The following is a 19823-nucleotide window of genomic DNA, read 5'->3' on the forward strand; positions in this document are numbered from 1 at the left end:
GCGGGCCTCTAATCGAACAATTCGATCTCGCCTTCGACCTGGACGGTCTGCAGGCGCGAACGATAGGACATTTCGCGGTTGAGCACGGCGCGTTCCACGTCCTTTTTCAGGAACAGGCGGATGACCTTGCCCAGGCGCGGAAAGAAATGGATGCGGCGTGGATGGGGGCCGCCCAGATCCTCGGCGGTGATGCGATAACCTTCCTCCGACAGATATTGTCGGACGAAGATGGCGTTGCGGTCGCCGATGGGGGCCGAGCCGGTGCCGGCCCCGCCCATGCCCGGCAATACGTTGCCGCCGCCGAACACCTTGATTTCCAGGCTGTCGCGGCGGCCGCCCCGGCGCAACACGTCGTTGATCAATTCTTCCATGGCGAAATTGCCGAAGCGCATGGCCTTGTCCACCGGCACATCTCCGCCTGAGCCGGAATCGGGCAGCATGAAGTGGTTCATGCCGCCGATGCGCATGCGGGTGTCCCAGACGCAGGCGGCGACGCACGAGCCCAGCACGGTGACGATCATCTCCTGTCCGGCGGTGGAAACGTAATGTTCGCCCGGCAGCACCTTGACGGCCATGATCTTGAAGGTGGGGTCGAACCAGCGCCGTCTTTCGGCTTCGTCCGCCGATGCGCCCCAGGTTTCGCTGCTCATTTGATTCGCCGGTACGATGTCTTGTCCACCGCCTCGAAGCGGTCGGAAACCCCGATCAGGCTTTCGGCGTGGCCAAGATAGAGGATGCCGCCCATGAACAGGCGGTCGGCATAGCGGTTGAACAACTGGCGCTGGGTCGGCTTGTCGAAATAGATGGCGACGTTGCGGCAGAAAATGGCGTCGAACAATCCCTTCATCGGCCAGTTTTCATGCAGGTTCAGGCGGCGAAAGCGGATCAGCCGGCGGATTTCGTCGGCCATCTGCACCTTGTCCGCTTCGTGGGCGCGGCGGACGAAGCGCTTGCGATAGCTTTCCGGGATATGGTCGAGGGCGGCGAGGGGATAAAGCCCGGCCTCGCCCCGGCGCAACACGTTGGTATCGATGTCGGTGGCCAGCACCAACGCATCCCAGCCGTCGCAGCCCTTCAGCGCGTCGGCCATGGTCATGGCGATGGAATAGGGTTCTTCCCCGGTGGAGCAGCCCGCCGACCAGATGCGCACGCGTGGACGGCGGGGCTGTTCATTCAGGCGCGGCGCCAGTACCTGATCGCGCAGGTGATCGAAGTGATGGGGTTCGCGGAAGAAATTGGTGATGTTGGTGGTGATGGCGTTAACCAGATTTTCCACCTCGGCGTGGCCCTGGGGGCCGCGCAACATATCGCAATACTGGCTGAATTCGCGCAACCCCAGGGCGCGCAGGCGCTTGACCAGACGGCCACAGACCATGTCGCGCTTGTGATCGGACAGGACGATACCCGTCTCTTTCGACATGAACGATGCCAGAAAGCGGAACTCTTCGTCGCCCAGTTCAAATTCACGGCGTGGACCGTTGGCGGTTTCTTGCCGGCTGCTCACAAACATCCCCCCCCAGGGAACGTCCCCGCCGCGACGATCGCGGCGGGGGATACTTTTATAATCCTACTAAAATTCGGCCCAATCTTCATCCTTCGAAGCAGAGGGCGTAGGCGAGGGGGACGCCGAGGCGGATTTGACCGCCGGCTTGCGCATGGGTGCAGCCTTAACCGCCAGCTTCACCGCCGGCTTGGCCTTGACGGCGGGCTTGGTGCTGCGCGCCACGACCTGTTCCACCTGGGCGGCGGAATTGTCGTTGCCGGTATGGAAGAAGCCCATCAACCGGTTGAGTTCGCGCGACTGATCTTCCAAGGCGTGGGCGGCGGCGGCGGATTCTTCCACCAGGGCCGCGTTTTGCTGGGTCATTTCGTCCATCTGGCTGACGGCGGAATTGACCTGATCGATGCCCGACGCCTGTTCGGAACTGGCGGCGGCGATTTCGGCGACGATGTCGGCCACCCGTTTGACGCTGCCCAGGATGTCTTCCAGGGTTTTACCGGCGCCCTTGACCAGATCGGCGCCGGAACGCACCTGGGTCGAGCTTTCGGCGATCAGGGTCTTGATTTCCTTGGACGCCTGGGCCGATCGCTGGGCCAGATTACGCACTTCCTGGGCGACCACGGCGAAGCCCTTGCCGGCATCACCGGCACGCGCCGCTTCCACTGCCGCGTTGAGCGCCAGCAGATTGGTCTGGAAGGCGATTTCGTCGATCATGCCGACGATGTCCTCGATCTTCTGCGACGAGGATTCGATGCGGCCCATGGCGCCGATGGCGTCGGCGACCACTTGGCCGCCACCGGCGGCCACTTCGCGGGCGCCGGCGGCAAGTTGGTTGGCCTGCTGGGCATTGGCGGCGTTCTGGCGCACGGTGGCGGCCAGTTCTTCCATGCTGGCGGCGGTTTCTTCCAGGGCGCTGGCCTGCTGTTCCGACCGTTCCGACAGATCCTGCGAACCGGCGGCCACTTCCGAGGCGGCCGAGCCGATCTGACCGGCGGCCGAGTTGATGTTGGTGACGATCTCGAACAGTTTGTCAGCGGTCTGGTTGACGTCGGACTTGAGCTGGCCGAACACGCCGGCATAGTTGTTGGTGATGCGCTGGGTCAGGTCGCCACGGGCCACCGACGACAGCACCGAGGCGACGTCGTTAAGGGCGATGCCGGTCAGCTTGACCAGATTGTTGACGCCATCGCACAGGCTGAGCAGGAAACCGTCCTTGCCGGCCAGATCGATGCGGCGATCCAGGTCGCCTTCCGACGCCGCCTTGGCCACTTCCGCCACTTCGGCGACGATGGCCGCCTCGCGTGCACGCTGGGCCGCCTCGGCCTGACGTTCCGCTTCCTCGCGGGCGCGCTGCTCTTCTTCCATGCGCTTCTTGTCGTTGGCGTTCTGCTTGAACACCTGTACCGCCTGGGCCATTTCACCGATTTCGTCGGTACGGTCCAAGGCGGGGATGATGACGTCCAGCCTGCCGCCGGCCAGTTCAGCCATGGCCCCGGTCATCGCCGAGATCGGGGTGATGATGGAGCGCGCGATCAGCCAGGCGAACAGCAGACCCAAGCCGATGATGATGGCGGGAACGATGACGGCGGTCAGCTTTTGCGCCGCAGCGGTTTCGAGGGTCTGGTCCTCCAGTTCCGTCATGTAGACTTGCTGCGAAGCCTTGGTCTTGGACGCCAGCTCGGCGAACTCGTTGGCCAGGGCAGCATTTTCCTTGTTGACCAGGGTGTCGACCTGAAAGCTGAGCTGCGCCATTTCCTGGAAATAGCGGTCGTAATTGGGCAGGGTATCGCGCACGAATTCGATGATGCGGCGATGAGCCTCGTCCTTTTCGGTGTCGGCCAGATACCTGATCGCCTTGCTGGCAGCGGCGAACTGATCCTTGTAGACATCGACGATGGCCTGCGACGGGCTGTCAACGAAGCGCAGGGCCTGGATGCGCATCAGCAGCAACTGTTCCTGGCTTTTGCCGGCATAGCTGCCGGTTTCCCAATCCTTGGCGTCCAAGGTGATGTCGACCAGCGAGGACAAGGCCTTGGTCAGGTCGTTGGCGACGGGCACCAGCTTGGCGCTATACACCTCGTCGCGCTTGGTCTTCGTCTCGACGGCGCGATTGAGGTTGTTCATGTACTGCTCGAACAACTGGGACATGCGTTCCAGGCTGGCCTTGCGCTCGGCATTGGCGGTGGCGGCAATGGCCTCCTTCAGGTTCTTGCGCAAGGACGGTTCCAGTTCACGGATACGGTCCAGCGACTTTTTGTCGCCTTTGTCCGTGTACAGGAAGGCATTGCGCCGCAATCCCACCACATCGCGTTCGATCTGGGCGACGCGAGCGCTGTTCTGCGCCACATCGGCGAATTGATGGGTGCCGGTTTCCATCTTGGAGAAACCAAAGAAGCTGACGCCCGCGACGACGGCCAGGAAGACCAGGATCAGCAGAAAACCGCCATAGATGCGGCCCTTGACCGTCAGGCCGGAAGTTTTGGTCGACATGTTAATTCCCCCTTGGATCACGCGGCCGCGGTGATGGCGTCGGCGACCAATTCGATATCGAACAGTTGATGCAGGTCGAGCAGGGCGACCATGCGGCCATCGACAGTGACCAGACCGGTCAGGAAGCCCGAATGATCATGATGATCCAGTTCAGGCACCGGTTGGATGTCGGCGGCGGAGACGGTGATGATGTCGGCGACGGCGTCCACCAGGATGCCGATGACCCGGTCATGAACCGAGACGACGATGATGACGTGTCGGGCCGAGGCCTGGGTCAAGCCGCCGGAAAAGCGCGACCGCAGGTCGAAGATGGGCACGATGGCGCCGCGCAGATTGATGACGCCGCGCATGTATTCGGGCGTGTTGGGCAGTTCGGTCGACGCCGTCCAGCCCTTGATCTCGCGGATGGCCATGATGTCGACGCCGTATTCCTCGTCCCCGATGGTGAACGAGATGAATTGGCGTGTCCCTCCGGCCTGAATTTCGGAAGCGGGGGTAGCGTTCTGCATTATCCATCCCTCTCGCAGGTGCTAACCAAAGATATATCATCAAGGTGATGCAGGCTGCCGTTAAAACCGACGCCCCTGCATGTGTTCATAGGTACTCTCATTGCGCCGCCAGGGCCAATGCCCCCATCTGCCGAAGGGCGCTGACATCCAGGATCAGGGCGACGCGACCATCGCCCAGGATGGTGGCGGCGGAAATGCCGCGCACCGGGCGGAAATTTGAATCGAGCGACTTGATCACCACCTGCTGCTGACCGAGCAATTCGTCCACCAGCAGGCCGACCCGTTCGCCGCCCTCGGTTTCGACGATCACCACCAACCCCTTGGTCGGGTCGGTGATGGCGCCGTCGATGCCGAAAATAGCGTGCAGCGGCATCAGGTTGATGTATTCGCCGCGAATGGTCAGCACCTCGCCCACATCCACCAGCGAGCGGGCCTGTTGGGCGCTGGGGCGCAGCGATTCGACGATGTTGGTCAGCGGCAGCACATAGCGTTGGCCGCCCACTTGCACCAGCATGCCGTCCATCACCGCCAGGGTCAGCGGTAGCGACAGGATGAAGCGCGAGCCGGCCCCGGGGGTGGATTGCACCACCACGCGACCGCCCACGTCCTGGATGTTCTTGCGCACCACATCCATGCCGACGCCGCGGCCCGACACGTCGGACACTTCGGAAGCGGTGGAAAAACCTGGGGCAAAGATCAGCATGTCGATCTGTTCGTCGGTCAATTGCTGGCCGCGCTCCACCAGTCCCTTTTCCAGGGCCTTGGCCAGCACGCGCTCGCGGTTGATGCCGCGACCGTCGTCCTGGATTTCGATGAAGATGCGGCCCGAGCGATGTTGCGCCGCCAGGTGGATGGTGCCCTCCGCCGGCTTGCCCACGGCCATGCGTTCTTCCGGCGTCTCGATGCCGTGGTCCAGCGCATTGCGGATCAGGTGGGTCAGCGGGTCGGACAATTGTTCGATGACGGTCTTGTCCACCTCGGTGTTCTCGCCGCTCATCACCAGGCGGGCCTGTTTGGCCAGCTTGGTCGACAGGTCGCGGACCAGACGCGGGGCCTTGGAAAACAGCGCCTTGACCGGTTGGGCCCGGATGGCCATGACGTTTTCCTGCAATTCGCGGGTATGGTGCGACAGCTCTTGCAGGCCCTGGATCAGCTCGGGGTGGGATTCGACGGTGAAGCCGCTGGCCTGCTGGCCCAGCATGGCCTGGGTGATGACCAGTTCGCCCACCATGTTGACCAGACGGTCGATCTTGTCCAGATCGACGCGGATCGATGCGGTATGGACGGCGTTGCCGCCCGCCGCCGGGGCATTGGCCGTATTGGCGGGGGGAGTGGCTGCGGCGGGTTTGGGCGTGGCTTCCGCCGGTTTGGCGGTGCCGGGCAGCGGCGCGAACAGCCCCCAGCCGTCGCCTTCCTCACCCGTGTCGGTCATGGCTGCGGGCGGCGCGAACAAGCCCCAGCCATCGCCTTCCTCGCCCTGGGGCGGAATCACGGCGGCGGCGCCTTCTTCCTCGACGATCACCTGGGCGGTGTCGCCGGCGACGAATTCAAAGACCTCGTCGATGGCGTCACGGTCTCGGTTGGTGACCAAGGTGCAGGTCCACGACAGATACGACCGCAAGGCATCCATTTCGGTCAGAGTGGGCAAGCCATTGGTGTCGGCAACCACGCTCATCCGTCCCAGGCTGCCCAGTTCACGCAGCATCAGCAGCGGCTCGTTGCCGGTGCGCAGCATATCGGGGCTGGGCTGGAAATGGATGATGAAGGTCTTTTCGGCTGTTGGCGGCGGCGCGCTGGCGATGGCGGCGGGCTTTTTCGCCGAAACCGGGACCGTCGCGCCGGTCAGGGCGGCCAATTGCGCCAGGATGTCGGCGCCATGATCGGCGGGCAGGGCGGTGTCGGCCTGGGCGGCACGGACGAAATCACCCAGAATGTCATTGCCGCGCACCATCAGATCGGCCACGTGCGAGGACATTTCCACCTTGCCCGAGCGCAGATGGTCGAGCGCGGTTTCAAACACATGAGCGAAATGAACCAACGCCTCGAACGAGAAGGCGCCAGCGCCCCCCTTGATGGAATGGACGCAACGGAAGACCGCGTTCAAATCCTCGTCGCTGCCGGTGCCTTCCTGCAAGCGGGCGATGGTTTCCTCGGCCGTGGCCAACAGTTCGGCGCATTCCTCGAAATAGGTCGCCTTGAACTGTGACAGGTCATAGCCTTGGTCGTCGGACATCACGCCGTTCCTTTCTTAAAGGGATAGGCCTTAGGGGCAGACCTTGGCAACGATCTGCAACAGCTTGTCGGGGCTGAACGGCTTGACGATCCAGCCGGTGGCACCGGCGGACCGGCCCTCATCCTTTTTGCTCTGGTCGCTTTCGGTGGTCAAAATCAGGATGGGCGTACCGGCATGGGTGGGCAGGCCACGCACCCGGCGCACCAGGGTGATGCCGTCCATTTCCGGCATATTGACGTCGGTGATGATGACGTCGACCTTCTGGCCCTGCAAAACCTTCAGCGCGGCGACGCCGTGCTCGGCCTCGACCACGGTGTAGCCGGCGCCGCGAAGGGTGAACGACACCATGTCGCGCATGGTCTTAGAATCGTCGACGGCCAGAACGCACTTAGCCATGTTCATCCTCTGTCAGCTGTCAAGGGGTGGTCAGTTGGTTCAGTTGAGCTGTCAGGCCCAAGCTGGTGAAGGCGGCGGTCACCGGTTCCGGCACCGCTTCGGCATCCATGCGGCGTGCCGCCAGACGCAAGGCGGCGGCACCGGCCAGGATCACTTGGGTCGCTGCGGTTGAAACACGTTCGACCTGAGAAAAATTAAGCACAACGTCGGCCGCGGTATCGCGGGCGGCGGCGTCGATCAACAAGTCACGAAGCTCCGCCGCGGTGGGCAGATCAAGCACTGCCGGCAGATCGATCAGAAGTCTTCCATTGTGCTCGACGATTTCCATAAGGCTAGGCCGTGTTTTCCTTGTGGACCAAAGCCGGATAATACGGCAAATTTCCGCCTTGGGAATAGGGCTAAAAGAACTAAAAATGGCAAGCATCACTACTCAGGCCGGACCTTGGAATATGACCGTCTTTGCATTTACGCAAGATGATCATGAAAATCCGTTGACACGATTGTCCATCGCCGAAATTCAGGCATTGCCTTTTGGCGCCATGGAACTTGACCGTGACGGTGCGGTTGTCAGCTATATCGACACTGAACCGGGTGACGATGCCGCCGCCGCTGTCACCAGGGCCGGGGTGAGTTTCTTTGCCCGTACCGCTCCGTGGGCGGCACAATCCATAATCCAGCAGGAATTTTGCCGTGGCGTCGAGGCGGGCGCCATGAATGCGGTGTTCGACTGCGCCATTGGCGGTCTGCCTTATAAGGTGCGCATTCACCTGAAGACCAGCCCGATCCTGGGCACCTATTGGATCTTCATCAAAAAGCTGACGCGTCAATAAGCAAAAGGCCGGGGTTTCCCCCGGCCCTGTCTTTACGGCTTACGCAGATCGGGGTGCAGCGTCGCCCCCAGGATGTGTTCACTTTTCTGCACCACGTGCGATCCCTTGCCGACGATCAGCGGGTCGGGTTGGTGGACCACCGCATGATCCTTCCCCGGATAATCGATGGAATTGAGGAAGTGCAGCATGCAGTTCAGGCGTGCCCGCTTCTTGTCGTCCGACTTGACGATGGCCCACGGCGCATCGGCGGTGTCGGTGTAGAAGAACATGGCTTCCTTGGCTTCGGTGTAATCGGTCCACTTGTCGAGTGAGGCCACGTCGATGGGCGACAGCTTCCATTGCTTCAGCGGGTCGTTACCGCGCGATTCGAAGCGGCGGCGCTGTTCGTCCTGGGTCACCGAGAACCAGTATTTGTAAAGCTGGATGCCCGAACGCACCAACATGCGCTCCAATTCAGGCGTCTGACGCATGAATTCCAGATATTCCGACGGGCTGCAAAAGCCCATGACCCGTTCGACACCGGCGCGGTTGTACCACGAGCGGTCGAAGAAGACCATTTCGCCAGCGGTGGGCAATTGCTGGATATAACGCTGGAAGAACCACTGGCCGCGCTCGACCTCGCTGGGCTTTTCCAGGGCGACGACACGGGCGCCGCGCGGGTTCAGGTGTTCCATGAAGCGCTTGATGGTGCCGCCCTTGCCGGCGGCGTCGCGGCCTTCGAACAACAGCACGAACTTCTGCCCGGTGTTGCGCGACCACAATTGCACCTTCAGCAATTCGGCCTGCAACTGGGCCTTTTTCTTTTCGTACTCATCCCGGCGCATCTTGGTCTTATAGGGGTATTCGCCGGTTTCAAAGGCATGGCGGACCGCTTCCGGGTCGTGACGCATGGTCGCCAGCTTGTGGCGGGTGGCGGCGCCCTTGGCGGCAGGAGACGGCGCGGGCTCGGACTCAGGCTGGGTCACGGCGGTATCGGCGGTTTCCACCTTGGCATCCGCTTGGCTGGGTGCGGCTGCCTTGACATCGTCTTGCATGGTTCCCCCTGTTTATTATTCGGTCGGTCAACCATCAAGCGTATGCCTTCTTCCGCTGGCCGACAATGGCCTTTATCCCATGCCGCCGGCCAGCAGATGGATCAGGATGGCGGCGGTGGCCGACACGTTCAGCGACTGCACCCGGCCAGAGCCGGGGATGGTGACGATGTCGTCGCAGGCGGCCAGGGTGGTGGCGGGCAGGCCTTCTTCCTCGTTGCCAAGAACGAGCGCCAACGGCTTGTCATTGTTTGAAAAAGTGTCTTTCATCGACCGGTGCGCTCCCAGCGCTGTGCCGATGACCTGATAATGTGGTTTAAGACGCGGCAGCGCCTTGCCCAGGTTGGCGACCTGATAGACATCCACCCATTCCAACCCGCCTTCGGCGATGCGGAAGGCGGCGTCCGACGGCAGCGCCTGTTCCGGGTGGTCAGAGACGATCAGGCGGCCGAGGCCGAAAAACGCCATGGTCCGGGCGATGGCCCCCAGATTGTGCGGATTGCCGATACCGTCCAGGATGACCAGTGGTTCCTTGGCCTTGGCCCAGTTGAAGCTTTTCACCGCTTCGAACGGCGTCAACCCCTTGGGTTGACAAACGGCGACGATGCCGCCGTGCAAGGGCGTGCCGGCGACTTTGGTCAGTTCCTCGGTGGGCACATGACGGAACGGCTTGCGCGCCGTCGCCATCTGCTTGCACATGGGCTGGGCTTCGGCTTTCATGCGGTCGTCGAAGAACAGCCGTTCCACCCGCCCGGGATCGCGCTGGAACAAGGCGGCGACGGCGGGCAGGCCACCAATGCGGTGCAGTTTCGGCTGGGCCATGGGGCGATATCCGTCGGAATTGGCGTGGAGACGTGTTTTGCCTCGGTTGATCCTGTTCAACAAGCCTTATGACGTTCTGACCCAATTCACCGACCGCGAAGCCGGGCGCGCGACCCTGGCCGATTACGTGGATGTGCCGGGGGTTTACCCGGCGGGACGGCTGGATCGGGATTCGGAAGGATTGCTGGTGCTGAGCGATGACGGGCCGCTGATCGCCCGCATCGCCCAGCCGCGCCACAAGCTGGCGAAAACCTATTTCGCTCAGGTCGAAGGCATTCCCACGCCAGAGGCTTTGGCGCGATTGCGCCAGGGCGTGATGCTGAAGGATGGGCCGACCTTGACAGCGGGGGCGGAACTGGTGGCCGAGCCCGATTGGCTGTGGCCGCGCGACCCGCCCATCCGCTGGCGCGCCGCCATTCCCACCGCCTGGGTCAAGCTGACCTTGCACGAAGGGCGAAACCGGCAGGTGCGGCGAATGACGGCAGCAGTCGGTTTCCCCACCCTGCGGCTGATCCGCTGGGCGGTGGGCGATTGGAATTTGGATGGTTTGGCGCCGGGGCAATGGCGCGAGGTGACGGCCCCCGTCGCCGGGGGCCGTCAGAAAAAACTCAGACCGCCAGTTTGACGATTTCACCCTGGGCGGCTGCCAGGGCCTTGTCGCGGGCTTCCGGCCCCATGGCCACGCCCTCGGCCCGGATCACCTGCACGTCGCTGATGCCGATGAAACCCAAGAAGGCCTTGAGGAAGGCTTCCTGATGGTCCATGGCGGTCTCATAAGCGGTGCCGGCATAAAGGCCGCCACGGGTCGAGGCGATGATCACTTTGCGGCCGCCGGCCAGACCCTCGGGGCCGTTGGCGGTGTAGCGGAAGGTGCGGCCCGGCTGGGCGACGCGATCGATCCATGCCTTCAACTGGGTGGGAACGCTGAAATTGTACATGGGCGCACCGATCACCACCGTGTCGGCGGCCAGCAATTCCTCGACCAGTTGGTTGGTCAGGGCCAGTTCCTGCTGCTGGCGCGCGGTCAGGCCGTCGATGGTCTGGAACTTGACCACCTGCATCAGCTCGCCGCTCAGATGATCGGGCGGGGAGAGGGCCAGATCGCGATAGGTGAGGGTGGCGGCGGGATTGCCCTGGCGCAATTGGGCAACAATGCCGGCGGTCAACTGGCGCGACACCGAAGCGTCGCCAAGGGCACTGGAGTCAATATGCAGGATGTTCATGTCGGGCCTCGTCGGGAATGGGGTTCTGATCTGCCGTACACCCTATTCCCATGACGATGTTGCCAATAGTCGGCATTTTCGGCACGCTGCGTTCCATGGATGGAACGATGAGGCGACATGCGTGACCTGAACGATCTGTATTATTTCACCCAGGTGGTCGAGCATGGGGGCTTTTCCGCCGCCGGTCGCGCCTTGGGCCTGCCTAAATCCAAACTCAGCCGCCGGGTGGCGCAGTTGGAAGACGGTTTGGGTGTGCGCCTGTTGCAGCGGTCCAGCCGGCGTTTCGCCCTGACCGAGTTCGGCCAAGCCTATTACCGTCATTGCCGTGCCATGGTCATCGAGGCCGAGGCGGCGGAAGAGGCGGTGCAGCATTCCCAGGCCGAGCCGCAGGGGCTGATCCGTCTGTCCTGCCCGGTGGCGGTGGCGCAAAGCAAGGTGGGGCCGATCATCGCCCGCTTTCTCGCCGATCATCCGCGTGTGCGCATTCACCTGGAGGCCACCAACCGCCGTGTCGATGTCATCGAGGAAGGGTTCGACCTAGCCATCCGCGTGCGCATGCCGCCCCTGGAGGACAGCGGGCTGATCATCAAGGTATTGGAGCGCCACCAGGGCTATCTCGTCGGTGCGCCTGATTTGCTTGACCGCCTGGGCCGTCCGCAAAGCCCGGACCAATTGTCCGCGTTGCCCAGCCTGGGCATGACCCGGGCCGGTGATCGTCATTCCTGGCAATTAGAGCATTTTCATATCGAGCGTCCATATCCGTCGTGGGCGAAGAAATTGGCGCATTCCTCGGGCGGAAACAGGTCGATGAGTTTTCCGATCACGTCCCATAAGGTGTTGATGGTGCGGGCTTGCGCCTTTCGCAGCAGGCTCTTGAGCTTGGCGAAGGCGAGCTCGATGGGATTGAGGTCTGGGGAGTAGGGCGGCAGATACCGCAGGGTGGCCCCTCGGGCTTCGATGAGTTGCTTGACCCCTGCCACCTTGTGGGCGGGCAGATTGTCCATTACGACGATGTCGCCGGGCCGCAAGGTCGGAGCCAGGACCTGCTCGACATAGGCCAGGAAGATCGCGCCATTCATCGCCTTGTCGATGACGAAGGGGGCGGAGATTCCGTCATGCCGGAGCGCCCCGACGAAGGTGGTCATTTTCCAATGACCGTGCGGCACCGCAGCCAGCAGCCGCTGACCGCGCGGCGCCCGTCCGTAGCGCCGGGTCATGTTGGTCGATGCCCCGGTTTCATCAAGGAAGACCAAGCGGGTTGGGTCCAGCGCCGGCTGCTCGGCTCGCCAGGCGATGCGTCCTTCGGCTACGTCGGGACGTTCCTGCTCGGCAGCATGCGCACTCTTTTTTTCAGACTGAGGTCGAGCCGCTCAAGCGTGTTCCACAGGCCGCCGACGCTGATCGACACGCCCAATTCGGCCAGAACCCAGGCGCGCAACTCAGCCAGCGTGGCATCGGGCTCGACCTTGATCTGCGCCTGCAACGCCTCAAGGTGAGCCGCCAGCTTCTGTCCTGGCCGCCCAGGCCGTGGCTTCACCGTCGTCTCGCCGGTGGCCCGGCGGCGGCCTTGGGCCTTGTAGATGTACGAAACGCTCACCCGGAACAGCGGCGCCACCTCGTAGGCGCTCATGCCGCTGTCCACAGCCGCCAAAACTCTATCGCGCAAGTCCTGAGAATAGGACTGCCCTGAGCGCCACGTCATCGCATCATCCTCGGGAGCGTTGTTACCGAAGATGTTGAATCACAAAATGACCTCAGGGGGAATCCTCTACCGATTCCGCTCGGCGTGAAACCGCTCTAGTGGACGCGGCGGGCGAGGGCATCGAGGTGGCGCACCAGCCGCGGCTGGTCACCGACGATATGGTGGCACTGCGTCATGCCGCTCGGGCCGGCATCGGTATCGTGCAGTTACCTAGTCTGATGGTGGCGGAAGATTTGCGCGCAGGGGTGTTAGAGAAGATTTTGACCGCCTGGACGCCGCCGCGCGGGCTGATCCACGCCGTCTATCCGTCGCGGTGCGGTCTGGTGCCCGCCGTGCGGTTGTTCCTGGATGCCTTGGCGGCGGATTGGGGGCGCCTTGATGATGGCGGATAAGCCTTTCCAGAAGGCCAGCAACCGGCCGCAACGCGGATAGGAACGGATAAACGCGGATGAAAAAACATCCGCGTCCATCCGTGTTGCGGCCGGTTTTATCCGCAAGCAAGGCTATGCCCTGGAGATTTTCAGATCAGCGTTTGAAGCCGAAAGCCGACAGATGCAGCTTGGTCGCCGAATTGGCGGCGGCGCGGGTCACCGCCATGCCCATGGCGAAATGCGGGGTCAGATAGGGATTTGACTTTTCGGCGCGGATGCCCTCGGCCCGTTCTTCCGACAAGGCCTCGTCGATTTCACGCAGTTCCGCCGGTCCCAACATGATAACCCCTTTCAACCCCAGAGAACATGAGAAGGCAAGTAATTATATTTCCATTCGGTGGCGTCCGATTGAAACTTTGTACCTGTGCGCCTCTGGCGATGCAACAATTTTTCAGTTTTGTGATGTCATCAAACGATAAAAAAGCATCGCATGGGCCTGGGGGATGAGCGTCAAAATACCTATGGTTGGTGTTGATGTTGCAGTATCGCCGCCGTTGGTGGTGTCGGCCTATCTTCTGTCCAGGTATGGCTTGAGATAATGGCCGGTATGGCTGGTCTTGCAGGCCACCACATCCTCGGGCGTGCCGGCCACCACCACCTTGCCGCCGCCGTCGCCGCCTTCCGGCCCCATGTCGATGATCCAGTCGGCGGTCTTGATGACCTCCAGATTGTGCTCGATCACCAACACGGTGTTGCCACCCTCGACCAGGGTGTGCAGCACTTCCAAAAGCTTGCGCACATCCTCGAAATGCAGGCCGGTGGTCGGTTCGTCCAGGATATAGAGCGTGCGGCCCGTCGCCCGGCGCGACAGTTCCTTGGCCAGTTTGACGCGCTGGGCCTCGCCGCCCGACAGCGTCGTCGCCTGCTGGCCCAGATGGATGTAATCCAGCCCCACCCGTTGCAGGGTGATCATCTTGTCGCGTATGGACGGCACCGCCTTGAAGAAATCGGCGGCCTCTTCGATGGTCATGTCGAGGACGTCGGCGATGCTTTTGCCCTTGAAGGTGATTTCCAGGGTTTCGCGGTTATAGCGCTTGCCCTTGCACACGTCGCATTGGACATAGACGTCGGGCAGGAAGTGCATCTCGATCTTGATGACGCCATCGCCCTGGCAGGCCTCGCAACGTCCGCCCTTGACGTTGAAGCTGAAGCGGCCCGGCTTGTAGCCGCGCGCCTTGGCTTCGGGCAATTCGCAGAACCAGTCGCGGATGGGGGTGAAGGCGCCGGTATAGGTGGCCGGATTGGACCGGGGCGTGCGCCCGATGGGCGACTGGTCGATGTCGATGATCTTGTCCAGGTGCTCGATGCCGTCGATGCGGTCGAAAGGCGAGGCCTGTTCCTTGGCGTTCATCAGCCGCCGGGCCAGGGCCTTGTACAGGGTCTCGATCACCAGGGTCGACTTGCCGCCGCCCGAGACGCCGGTGACGCAGGTGAAGGTGCCCAGCGGGATGTCCACATCGACGTTCTTCAGGTTGTTGCCGCTGGCGCCGATCACCCGCAGCATGTTGCCGCTGCCGGGGCGGCGTTCCGCCGGGATGGGGATGCTGCGCTGGCCGGTCAGGTACAGGCCGGTCTGGCTGGCCGGGTTGGCCATCACCTCGTCCGGGCTGCCTTGCGCCACGATCTCGCCGCCGTGGATGCCGGCCCCCGGTCCCATGTCGATCAGGTAATCGGCGGTACGGATGGCGTCTTCGTCGTGTTCGACCACGATCACCGTGTTGCCGATGTCGCGCAGGCGCTTCAGCGTGCCCAACAGGCGGTCGTTGTCGCGCTGGTGCAGGCCGATGCTGGGTTCATCGAGCACGTACAACACGCCGGTCAAGCCGGAACCGATCTGGCTGGCCAGACGGATACGCTGGGATTCGCCGCCCGACAGGCTGCCCGAGCCACGCGCCAGCGTCAGGTAATCCAGCCCCACATCCATCAAAAAGCCCAGGCGGTCGTTGATCTCGCGCAAGATACGCCGGGCGATCTCGCGGTCCTTGGGCTTCAGGTGCTGTTCCAACTCGCCGTACCAGTGATGGGCCTTGGCGATGGACAATTCAGCCACCTGGGAAACGTGCTGGCCCCTGATCTTCACCGCCAGCGCTTCCGGCTTCAGGCGTGCGCCCTGGCAGGCCTCGCAGCACGACGTGGCCTGGAAGCGCGACAATTCCTCGCGCACCCACGACGAATCGGTCTCGCGATAGCGCCGGTCCATGTTGCTGATGACGCCTTCAAAGGCCTTGTTGGTGGTATAGGCGCGGAAGCCGTCCTCGAACTGGATCGGCACCACCTCCTTGCCCGAGCCGTACAAGATGACCTCGCGCGCGGCCAAGGGCAGGCGCCGCCACGGCGTGTGCAGGTCGAAGCCGTAATGCTTGGCCAGCCCCTCCAACGCCTGATGGTAATATTGCGAGGTTGAATTGGCCCAAGGGGCGATGGCGCCTTCGCGCAGGGTCAAATCCTCGTCGGGGATGACCAGGGCGGGGTCGAAGAACAGCTTGACCCCCAAGCCGTCGCAAGCCGGACAGGCGCCGAAGGGGTTGTTGAAGGAGAACAGCCGGGGCTCGATCTCCTCGATGGTGAAGCCCGAGACCGGACAGGCGAATTTGGCGGAAAAGGTGGTGCGCTCGCCCGTTTCGGCATTTTCGGCGATGCACAAACCGTCGGCCATGGACAACGCCGTTTCCACCGAATCGGCCAGTCGGTTGCCCAGGCCCGGCTTGACCACCAGACGGTCGACCACCACCTCGATGTCGTGCTTCTTCTTTTTGTCCAGCGCCGGCACCGCATCGATTTCATGGATGGTGCCGTCGACCTTGACGCGCTGGAACCCCTTCTTTTGCAGGTCCAGCATTTCCTTTTTGTACTCGCCCTTACGCCCGCGCACGAAGGGCGCCAGCAGGTACAGGCGGGTGCCTTCCGGCATTTCCAGGATGCGGTCGACCATCTGGCTGACCGTCTGGCTTTCGATGGGCAGGCCGGTGGCGGGTGAATGGGGCACGCCGACGCGCGCCCACAGCAGACGCATATAATCGTAAATCTCGGTCACCGTGCCGACGGTGGAACGCGGGTTCTTCGAGGTGGTCTTCTGTTCGATGGAAATGGCCGGCGACAGACCCTCGATACTGTCGATATCGGGCTTTTGCATCAGCTCCAGGAACTGCCGGGCATAGGCCGACAGCGATTCCACGTAACGCCTTTGGCCCTCGGCATAGATGGTGTCGAAGGCCAGGGAGGATTTGCCGGAACCCGACAGCCCGGTGATCACCACCAGCTGATCGCGGGGGATATCCACGTCCACGTTTTTCAGGTTGTGCTCACGCGCGCCCCGGACACGGATGAAGCTGTTCATGGGGGTTTGTTCCTCTTTCATTCCGGCGGGCGGAGTGTAGAGAGATTCAAGGACCGGGTAAAGTGGGGCTTTGGGCATGGCCCGGATGCGGGATGAAAGGGGCTAGGCAGGGGGCAAGCCGCCCGTTACCTTGCCGCCGTACTTCGTCGGATCGGTATCATGCTGGACTTGTTGCAAAGCGCGTTTGCCGGGATTTCTTTGTTGCCCGTTCTCGGGGCCTTGGCCGCCATCGCCCAATTATGGCTGGTCGGGCGCCTGCTGGTGGGGGCGCAATTACCCGACCTGATCACCTTCGGCGCCGGCTGGGGGGCGGCGGTGCTGGCGATGACCGTGCTGGGGACCATGGGCGACGGCTCGCTGGTTTTGCTGCCTTACTTGATCTGGGCTTTGGCCGCACTGGCGCTGGGGCTGGAGATCCGCGCCCGTCGGCTGCCGACGGGGTGGATGAGTCTGGTCCTGGTGCTGCCGCTGGCTTTGCTGATCTCGGGCCGCATCGCCTCGGAATGGGACGAGTTTTCCCATTGGCTGCATGCTTTCCGCTATCTCGATGCCTTCGCCACCTTGCCGGGCAAGGGCCGTCCGGCCATTGAATCGTGCTGCGCCGCCTATCCCTATGGCTGGCCGCTGTTGGGTTGGCTGTCGTCACGGCTGATCGGTTTTTCCGAAGCGGTGCCCGGCCTGCTCAATCTGTTCCAACTGGCCTTGTGCGCCGAGTTGCTGGCCCGCATCCTGGCCGCCGGGGACAAGCCCGGCTGGGGCCATCACGCCTGGGGGGCGCTGCTGGTCACCGCCTTGGGCACCACTTTCGTGCCCAAGCTGGTGTTCACCGCCTATGCCGACGTGCCGACCTCGGCCATGGTGCTGGCCGGGCTGTGGCTGGGCTGGCGACTGGCTGAGCAGCCGGGCTGGCGGCTGGCCTTGGCCCTGGGCCTGTGCTGCGCCACCTTGGTGACGCAAAAGCCGTCCAATCTGGTGCTGGTGGTGCTGTTGTTGGGCAGCACCTTCGTGCTGATGTTCCGGGCTTGGCGTTTTCCCCCCGCCGGTACTTTGCTGAAGCTGGTGGTGGCGGCGCTGCCGGGGATGGCGGTGTGGTGGTTGTGGCGTCATTTCGTCGCCGGCAATCTGGCCGGCGAGGAAATGGCCCTGCGCCCGCTGTCGCAATGGCATTTCGACATCCTGGGAGTGGTCGCCCTGGGCATGGCCGAAGTGGCCGGCAACAAGGGCGGCTATTTCGGCGCCATGCTGGCGGCCTGCGCCGTCGCTGTGGTCGGACTGTTTCGCCCCTTGGGTGAGAGCGGGCGGCTGGTTCGCGCCGTGGCCCTGGTTTTCGTCGGCTACAATGCCTTTCTGTTGTTGGCCTATATCGCCATCTTCATCAAAGGTGAGGGCGAGCGGGTGGCCAGCTATTGGCGCTACAACACCCATCTCGGCCTGCTGACGGCGTTGCTGATCGCCGTCTTTGCGGTCTGGGCCCTGCGCCGTTGGCCGCAGCCGCGCCTGGGCCGCCCCGCCACCATCCTGGCGGTAATGCTGATCGTGGCGGCGCCGCTGGTGGGTATTCGCCACATCCGCTTCGACCTGGAGCCGGCCAAGGTATTCCTGCGCGCCACCTTGCAGCAGGTTAACGGCATGAACCTCGATGAAATCGCCCTGATCGATGCCAGGGGCAGCGGGCTCAGTCACGTGATGGCCAGTTATGAATGGGATGGCAGCCCCGATCTGAGCGTCTATACCACCGGCTTCGACGATTTCACTCCGGATCGCTATTTATCCAGGGTGGGCAATGCCCGTCACCTGCTGGTGGTGTCGTGGAATGATGCGGTGGCGCAGGCTTTCCCTGCCTTGCCGCGTGGACCGCAAGCAGTGCTGGCCGAGCGGGAAAGTGGCAAGGTGTTGGCGATTTTCCCCTATCCTGGTGGGCTTGAGCCCAGGCAATTTCCCTGAGAAGATGGATTCCGGTCGCGATGGAGGCGGCTGTTGTCAGTTCAGGGGGGAGAGATGCGGATTATCGCTGTGATGATGATGGGTGTACTCGGCTTGGCGCTTGCCGGGTGCGGCCCGATTTACGAAACCCAGTATGCATATACGCCGGCGGTCACGGCGGAAGGGCGGGTCTGTACCTCGCAATGCGAAAACACACGAAACGCCTGTACCCAGAATTGCGACTATTCCGCCCAGCTCAAGAAGCGGGAATGCGAAGACGACGCGCGCGACGATGCGCGGGCGAAATATAATCAATACGTCCGCGAACAGCGCCGCAACAACGCCCCGATCAAGTACGACGAAAGTCACTTCCTCAAGACCTATCAGTGTTCAACCTCGTCCTCGGCTTGCCGCAATGAATGTGTGCAAACCAGCAATCGGTGCTGGCAGCTTTGCGGCGGCAAGGTGACCAGCAAACAGGTGTGCACGGCGTTCTGCGACAAGCCGGACAGCGCGGCTCGGGCCTCGTCGAATACTTATCCCGACGGCTTGTCCGCCAGTGGCAAAGAGGCGTTCGGTAAGTATCTGAAAGCCGCTGGCCACAAGGCTTGGGCATCGGCGGCGGATGGCTCCTACGGTTGGCGTAGCGGGCGGTCTTCGGCGGCGGATGCCGAGAAGGCGGCGCTGGCCGCGTGCGAGGAACACGCCGACGATTGCCGGACCATCGTCATCAACGATGAATGGGTTGATTAGGGCAAAAGAAAGCACCCCTGGGGTTTACGCCCCAGGGGTGCTTTGCAAAACCGAATGCGGTAAAGCTCAGAACGGAATGTCGTCGTCCAGATCCGGCGGCGGTTCCCAGCCCGAGCCGCCGCCATAGCCGCCATCATCATAGCCGCCGCCACCGCCCTGGCCGCCGCCGCCTTCGCCGCGACCGCCCAGCAAGGTCAGTTCACCCTTGAAGCGACCGATGACCACTTCGGTGGAATACTTTTCCACGCCCTGCTGATCGGTCCACTTGCGGGTCTGCAATGCCCCTTCGATATAGACGCTGGAGCCCTTGCGCAAAAAGCGCTCGGCCACGTCGGCCAAATTGGGGTTGAAGATCACCACGCGGTGCCATTCGGTCTTTTCCCGGCGTTCGCCGCTGGACCGGTCCTTCCAGGATTCCGAGGTGGCGATGTTCAGATTGACGATCTTCGAGCCATCCTGGGCGGTGCGGACCTCGGGGTCGCGTCCCAGATTGCCGACCAGAATGACTTTGTTGACGGACCCAGCCATGTCCCCGACTCTCCTGTTGAAACTTGGGGCTGGACAATAGTCCCTTGTCGGTCAAGGGTTCAACACCCGACCCCCTGTTGTCGCAATGCACGATATCTGGTAGCGTGCGCCACC

Annotated in this window: 19 protein-coding genes and 1 pseudogene; 6 read left to right on the top strand and 14 right to left on the bottom strand. The window is 62.7% G+C overall.

Annotated elements, in window-relative coordinates:
- Nucleotides 1-8 precede the first annotated feature (8 nt).
- The 7 genes from cheD to MGMSRV2_RS04870 form a co-directional block, all read right to left on the bottom strand.
- The gene (cheD, locus tag MGMSRV2_RS04840) at nt 9-650 is read right to left on the bottom strand and encodes a chemoreceptor glutamine deamidase CheD (protein ID WP_024079229.1); all 642 of its coding nucleotides are present in this window, start codon (nt 648-650) and stop codon (nt 9-11) included.
- Nucleotides 647-1504, bottom strand: a complete 858-nt coding sequence (locus tag MGMSRV2_RS04845) for a CheR family methyltransferase (protein WP_242410715.1) — start codon at nt 1502-1504, stop codon at nt 647-649. Before MGMSRV2_RS04845 ends, cheD begins: the two co-directional genes overlap by 4 nt.
- 66 nt (nt 1505-1570) lie before the next feature.
- The gene (locus MGMSRV2_RS04850; protein WP_024079231.1) at nt 1571-3991 is read right to left on the bottom strand and encodes a methyl-accepting chemotaxis protein; all 2421 of its coding nucleotides are present in this window, start codon (nt 3989-3991) and stop codon (nt 1571-1573) included.
- A 17-nt stretch (nt 3992-4008) separates the two neighbouring features.
- Nucleotides 4009-4500, bottom strand: coding sequence for a chemotaxis protein CheW (locus MGMSRV2_RS04855; RefSeq protein WP_024079232.1), 492 nt, complete (start codon nt 4498-4500; stop codon nt 4009-4011).
- Between the two features lie 97 nt (nt 4501-4597).
- On the bottom strand, nt 4598-6733 hold the full coding sequence (locus MGMSRV2_RS04860) for a chemotaxis protein CheA (protein WP_024079233.1): 2136 nt from the start codon (nt 6731-6733) through the stop codon (nt 4598-4600).
- A 30-nt stretch (nt 6734-6763) separates the two neighbouring features.
- On the bottom strand, nt 6764-7129 hold the full coding sequence (locus MGMSRV2_RS04865; RefSeq protein WP_041634081.1) for a response regulator: 366 nt from the start codon (nt 7127-7129) through the stop codon (nt 6764-6766).
- A 19-nt stretch (nt 7130-7148) separates the two neighbouring features.
- Nucleotides 7149-7457 (bottom strand): STAS domain-containing protein, encoded by a 309-nt coding sequence (locus MGMSRV2_RS04870; protein WP_024079235.1) that lies wholly within the window; start codon nt 7455-7457, stop codon nt 7149-7151.
- Between the two features lie 85 nt (nt 7458-7542).
- Here MGMSRV2_RS04870 and MGMSRV2_RS04875 point away from each other — a divergent pair, with 85 nt between their 5' ends.
- Nucleotides 7543-7959: a Chain B, Strong Hydrogen Bonds In Photoactive Yellow Protein gene (locus MGMSRV2_RS04875; protein WP_024079236.1), complete on the top strand. Its 417-nt coding sequence runs from the start codon at nt 7543-7545 to the stop codon at nt 7957-7959.
- Between the two features lie 32 nt (nt 7960-7991).
- Here MGMSRV2_RS04875 and ppk2 read toward each other — a convergent pair whose 3' ends face one another.
- Complete coding sequence (gene ppk2 / locus MGMSRV2_RS04880) at nt 7992-8993, bottom strand: polyphosphate kinase 2 (protein ID WP_024079237.1); 1002 nt, start codon at nt 8991-8993, stop codon at nt 7992-7994.
- Between the two features lie 72 nt (nt 8994-9065).
- The gene (locus tag MGMSRV2_RS04885) at nt 9066-9812 is read right to left on the bottom strand and encodes a TrmH family RNA methyltransferase (RefSeq protein WP_024079238.1); all 747 of its coding nucleotides are present in this window, start codon (nt 9810-9812) and stop codon (nt 9066-9068) included.
- Between the two features lie 37 nt (nt 9813-9849).
- Here MGMSRV2_RS04885 and MGMSRV2_RS04890 point away from each other — a divergent pair, with 37 nt between their 5' ends.
- Nucleotides 9850-10437 (top strand): rRNA large subunit pseudouridine synthase E, encoded by a 588-nt coding sequence (locus tag MGMSRV2_RS04890; protein WP_024079239.1) that lies wholly within the window; start codon nt 9850-9852, stop codon nt 10435-10437.
- Here the strand turns inward: MGMSRV2_RS04890 and MGMSRV2_RS04895 are convergent.
- Nucleotides 10421-11035, bottom strand: a complete 615-nt coding sequence (locus tag MGMSRV2_RS04895; protein ID WP_024079240.1) for an FMN-dependent NADH-azoreductase — start codon at nt 11033-11035, stop codon at nt 10421-10423. The two genes, MGMSRV2_RS04890 and MGMSRV2_RS04895, sit on opposite strands and share 17 nt — an antisense overlap.
- A gap of 117 nt (nt 11036-11152) precedes the next feature.
- Between MGMSRV2_RS04895 and MGMSRV2_RS04900 the strand changes: the two are divergent.
- Nucleotides 11153-11764, top strand: a pseudogene (locus MGMSRV2_RS04900) (LysR family transcriptional regulator); the annotation flags it as partial.
- Between the two features lie 11 nt (nt 11765-11775).
- Here the strand turns inward: MGMSRV2_RS04900 and MGMSRV2_RS21850 are convergent.
- A protein-coding gene (locus MGMSRV2_RS21850; protein WP_144084263.1) for an IS630 family transposase occupies nt 11776-12737 on the bottom strand; the annotation gives its coding sequence in 2 pieces (ribosomal slippage) (nt 11776-12389 and nt 12389-12737; 963 coding nt in all).
- Nucleotides 12738-12835: 98 nt separating this feature from the next.
- Here MGMSRV2_RS21850 and MGMSRV2_RS04910 point away from each other — a divergent pair.
- Nucleotides 12836-13129 (top strand): LysR substrate-binding domain-containing protein, encoded by a 294-nt coding sequence (locus tag MGMSRV2_RS04910; protein ID WP_024079243.1) that lies wholly within the window; start codon nt 12836-12838, stop codon nt 13127-13129.
- A 133-nt stretch (nt 13130-13262) separates the two neighbouring features.
- Here MGMSRV2_RS04910 and MGMSRV2_RS04915 read toward each other — a convergent pair whose 3' ends face one another.
- Both MGMSRV2_RS04915 and uvrA read right to left on the bottom strand, forming a co-directional pair.
- Entirely contained in the window at nt 13263-13448 is a 186-nt protein-coding gene (locus tag MGMSRV2_RS04915) for a hypothetical protein (RefSeq protein WP_024079244.1), read from the bottom strand.
- 228 nt (nt 13449-13676) lie between these two features.
- Entirely contained in the window at nt 13677-16505 is a 2829-nt protein-coding gene (gene uvrA / locus MGMSRV2_RS04920; protein WP_024079245.1) for an excinuclease ABC subunit UvrA, read from the bottom strand.
- 159 nt (nt 16506-16664) lie between these two features.
- Here uvrA and MGMSRV2_RS04925 point away from each other — a divergent pair, with 159 nt between their 5' ends.
- Both MGMSRV2_RS04925 and MGMSRV2_RS04930 read left to right on the top strand, forming a co-directional pair.
- Complete coding sequence (locus tag MGMSRV2_RS04925) at nt 16665-18449, top strand: hypothetical protein (RefSeq protein WP_024079246.1); 1785 nt, start codon at nt 16665-16667, stop codon at nt 18447-18449.
- Between the two features lie 54 nt (nt 18450-18503).
- Nucleotides 18504-19181 (top strand): hypothetical protein, encoded by a 678-nt coding sequence (locus MGMSRV2_RS04930; RefSeq protein WP_024079247.1) that lies wholly within the window; start codon nt 18504-18506, stop codon nt 19179-19181.
- 66 nt (nt 19182-19247) lie between these two features.
- Here the strand turns inward: MGMSRV2_RS04930 and ssb are convergent, their stop codons facing one another.
- Nucleotides 19248-19709 carry a single-stranded DNA-binding protein gene (gene ssb, locus MGMSRV2_RS04935; protein WP_024079248.1) on the bottom strand — a complete coding sequence of 154 codons (462 nt, stop codon included), beginning with the start codon at nt 19707-19709 and terminating at the stop codon, nt 19248-19250.
- Nucleotides 19710-19823 lie beyond the last annotated feature (114 nt).

It is taken from the genome of Magnetospirillum gryphiswaldense MSR-1 v2 (assembly GCF_000513295.1).
GTDB classification, from domain to species: domain Bacteria; phylum Pseudomonadota; class Alphaproteobacteria; order Rhodospirillales; family Magnetospirillaceae; genus Magnetospirillum; species Magnetospirillum gryphiswaldense.